Below are 4,526 nucleotides of genomic sequence, written 5' to 3' on the forward strand. Positions count from 1 at the left end.
GGTTTGTTTTGGTATGCATCCCAAAGCGCCGCTTACACAAAAAGTTCACAACAGGCATAAAGTATTTGCCGGCAATCCCGATTTTTCTGCAAAGTATATCAATAAAAACCAACTGGAAAAATTTGCTTTAGATTTTACAACGGTATATAATAAAGCGTGGGCAGGGCATGGCGGTTTAAAGCAATTAGCCAGGGAGCAGGTTATCATTATGTTTAAAAAAATGAAACCGGTGATGGATGAAAAAATTATTTGGTTTGCTTATAACAAAGAAGAGCCAATTGCAATTTTTGTAAACCTTCCCGATCTTAACCAATGGTTTAAACATTTAAACGGGCAGTTTGGGTTATTGCAAAAACTTAAATTTCTCTGGTTAAAAAAATTTACACCCAATAAAAAATTTAACGGGTTGGTTTTTGGTGTAGTACCTGAGTGGCATGGCAAAGGTATAGATGCCTACATTATTACCGAAGCCGCAAAAGTAATCCAGTCGGAAGCAGTGCCTTATACCGAATATGAAATGCAGTGGATAGGAGACTTTAACCCTAAAATGATCAATATTGCCGAAGGTATCGGCGAATCTTTCCGAAGTAGAAATTTGGTAACCTACCGCTTTTTATTCGACAGGGGAATGGAATTTAAACGCCACCCGATATTGATTTGAGATTTGCCCCCATCCCCTGATGGGTGAAATTATGGAAGTTGTTTTTACATCAATAAAAGCTTTTATGCAAAAACAATAAAGTCTTATTAAATTGCATTGTTCAAATTATTTTAATCTTTAAAAGCCCCTTTAGGGGTTTGGGGTAAATGGATAAATTCATCGTTTCAGCACGTAAATACAGACCGCAAAATTTTTCTACAGTGGTGGGGCAGGCGCATATTACCACTACTTTAAAAAATGCTATTAAAAATAACCAGTTGGCGCATGCATTTTTATTTTGTGGTCCACGTGGTGTGGGCAAAACAACCTGTGCCAGAATTTTAGCTAAAACCATCAATTGCGAAAATCAAACTAAAGAAGGCGAAGCCTGCAACACCTGCAACAGTTGTGTATCTTTCGATGCAGGTACTTCACTAAATATTCATGAGCTGGATGCTGCCAGTAATAACTCGGTTGATGATATAAGAAGTTTGGTGGACCAGGTACGCTTTGCACCACAGGCCGGGGAATACAAAGTATATATTGTGGATGAGGTACACATGTTAAGTACATCAGCTTTCAATGCGTTTTTAAAAACGCTGGAAGAACCTCCGCCATTTGCCATCTTTATTTTGGCCACAACAGAAAAACATAAAATTCTGCCCACCATTTTAAGCCGTTGCCAGATTTTTGATTTTAAAAGAATAACCAATAACGATACGGTAGAACACCTGCAGGAAATTTGTGATAAAGAAGAAATAAAAGCCGAAAAAGCCGCACTGCACATTATTGCTCAAAAAAGTGAAGGCTGCTTAAGAGATGCGTTAAGTATTTTAGATAAGATTGTAAGTTTTACCGGCGGCAAATTAAATTACAGCAATACTTTAGAGCACCTTAATATTTTAGATGAAGATTATTATTTTAAGTTTTTAGATTTTATGCAGCAGCAAAACATGAGCGATGCCATGTTGTTGTATGATGAAATTAACCGCAAGGGTTTTGAAGGCGATACAGTAATTGAAGGCTTTGCAGAATTTATAAGAAATATTTTAGTAAGTAAAGATACCAAAGCAGCTATACTGCTGGAAGTGGCCGAAGATTTTAAACAAAAATATTTGCAGGCAGCACAAAAAATAAATGCCGGTTGGTTAATTGGCGCATTAAATCTTTTAACCGAAGCCGAAATAAATTATAAACAGGCCCGTAACAAAAGATTGCTGGTAGAGTTAACCATAATAAAATTAAGTTACCTGCACCAGGCCATTGAGCTGGTAAATAATGATGGAGCTGTAAGTAAAAAAAAAGTAGTTGAGTCAACCAAAGCCATTGCATTCCGTGCTGTGCCAATGATAAAAATTGCAGATGCAGGGTCGGGTATTTCAGAGTTTACAAAGACAAAGGAACCTGCAAAACCAGCAGCAGCAAAATTAATTATTGAGGAACCGGAGGTTGAAATTAAACAGCAACAACCAACTATTCCACAGGATCGTTCGGACAACCATCAACCGTCAACCGAAAATACTAAACCAAAAACAGGATTATCTTCCCTTGATAAAATCCGTAAAAAACTAACAGAACAAAATAAAAACAGCGGCAACGATTTAAAAGAACTGACAGAAGAAGAATTGTACATTGCCTGGGGAGCATTTATCGAAAAATTGATCAGCAAAAAAAATCACTCGGCAGTTACCAATTTTAAAATGGCTACGCTGAAAGTTATTGATAATAATACTTTAGAAATTATAACCGAAAATAACATTCAGCAAAAATTTATTGAACAGGAAAGGGCAGCACTGGTAGATCATCTGCAAAATCATTTTTGCAATAAAATATTGACTTATACGGTAATTATTATCGAAAATGAACATAGCAGCCAGCCTGCAGAAAAAGTATTAAGCTCCAAAGAGCAATACCTTAAAATTATAGAAGAATATCCGCTGGTAAAGGAACTTAAGGACAGATTGAAACTTACATTGGATTAACTGTATTTCATTTCCTGTTTTTACCGTAATTTCGAACCTCAATTAATAAAAATAGAAATAAATTATATATGGCAGAAGTGATACGCATGCCGCTGTTGAGCGATACGATGACCGAAGGAAAAATTGTGACCTGGAATAAAAAAGTGGGCGACAAAGTAAAAAGTGATGATGTGCTGGCCGATGTGGAAACGGATAAAGCCACGATGGAAGTTACGGGTTATGTAGATGGCACTTTATTATATATAGGTGTGCCTGCCGGCGAAGCTGCAAAAATTAATCAAATTATTGCCATTGTTGGTAAAGATGGTGAAGATTATAAAGGGTTGTTAGATAAAGAAGGCGCAGCAACTGCCGCACCTGCAAAAACAGCCGAAGCACCAAAAGCTGCGGAAGCTGCCCAACCATCAACTATCAACCAACAACCATCAACCAAAGTTGCCCTGCCTGCAGGTGCAAAAGAAATTCGCATGCCATTGCTGAGCGATACCATGACTGAAGGAAAAATTGTAGCCTGGAATAAAAAAGTAGGCGACACTGTAAAAAGCGATGATGTATTAGCCGATGTAGAAACCGATAAAGCCACAATGGAAGTAGTAGGTTACGAAGAAGGCACTTTATTATATATTGGTGTAGAGGCAGGCAAAGCTGCAAAAATAAATGAGATCATTGCTATTGTGGGTAAACCTGGTACCGATGTAAGCGCTTATGTGGCTGCAGAAAAATCAGGAGCAAATAATGCACCAGCCGCTGCAGTTAGTAATGATAAAGCAGCTGCCAGCGAGCCCACAAGTAATCCGCAACCTTCCGCAGCAGCTGGTGAACAAGCTGCAACTGATCAACCTGCAAACGGAAGAGTAAAAGCATCACCTCTTGCAAAAAAATTAGCAGCAGAAAAAGGTATTGACATTAGTAAAGTAAATGGCAGTGGCGATAATGGAAGAGTAACAAAAAAAGATGTAGACAGTTATGTTCCTTCCGCTGCAACGCAAAAGGTAGCTATAACCCCAACGGCGGTTGCAAACCCCTTAGGCGGTTTGGAAGGCCACACCGATATTCCGCTAACGCAAATGCGTAAAGTAATTGCACGCCGCCTGGGTGAAAGCAAATTCAGTGCGCCGCATTTTTATTTAACCATGTCTATTAACATGGATAATGCCATCACAGCAAGAGTGGCCATGAATGAAGTGAGCCCTGTTAAGATTTCTTTTAACGACATGATAATAAAAGCAAGCGCAATGGCACTGCGTAAACATCCTGATGTTAACAGCAGCTGGATGGGAGAATTTATCCGCCAGAATCATCATGTGCATATTGGCTCTGCATTAGCTTTACCTGAGGGATTAATCGTTCCGGTAATCCGTTTTGCCGATCAAAAAACATTATCGCAAATTGCTGCCGATGCAAAAGAACTGTATGGCAAAGCAAAAGATAAAAAATTACAACCTGCAGAATTCAGTGGTAATACTTTCACCATCTCTAATTTAGGTATGATGGATATTGATGAATTTACAGCCATCATCAATCCGCCGGATAGTGCAATACTGGCAGTTGGTGCTATTAAAGAAGTGGTGGTTAAAAAAGGCGATGGTTTTGGCGTAACCAATGTTATGAAACTTACGTTAAGCTGCGATCATAGAAGTGTTGATGGTGCTGTAGGCGCCGCATTTTTACAAACATTAAAAAAGTATCTGGAGAACCCGGTAACCATGCTGGTATAAGTTTTCTTAGACATAGTTATATAAGCGTTAGTTGTAAAAAGCTAACGCTTTTTTATTTTTTGTAACCAGCTTCAGAATTTCTATTTAGCTTCACAGGCGTCGCACTCTTCAGCGTTATTTCTTTACTCAATATTTTTAGTGAAGTGTATTCTTCACCCGTTTTACAAATAACTTTTGCTATCTTAA

Annotated in this window: 2 protein-coding genes and 1 pseudogene; all 3 read left to right on the forward strand. The window is 38.3% G+C overall.

Annotated features, from left to right (window positions below; translation table 11 throughout):
* Positions 1–661, forward strand: a pseudogene (locus ACY65O_RS02045) (hypothetical protein); the annotation flags it as partial.
* Between the two features lie 146 nt (positions 662–807).
* The gene (locus tag ACY65O_RS02050) at positions 808–2,622 is read left to right on the forward strand and encodes a DNA polymerase III subunit gamma/tau (RefSeq protein ID WP_462219187.1); all 1,815 of its coding nucleotides are present in this window, start codon (positions 808–810) and stop codon (positions 2,620–2,622) included.
* A 68-nt stretch (positions 2,623–2,690) separates the two neighbouring features.
* Positions 2,691–4,340: a pyruvate dehydrogenase complex dihydrolipoamide acetyltransferase gene (locus ACY65O_RS02055; RefSeq protein ID WP_462219188.1), complete on the forward strand. Its 1,650-nt coding sequence runs from the start codon at positions 2,691–2,693 to the stop codon at positions 4,338–4,340.
* The last annotated feature ends 186 nt before the right edge of the window (positions 4,341–4,526 follow it).

The sequence above is a fragment of the Ferruginibacter sp. genome (genome assembly GCF_031430955.1).
Classification (GTDB): domain Bacteria; phylum Bacteroidota; class Bacteroidia; order Chitinophagales; family Chitinophagaceae; genus Ferruginibacter.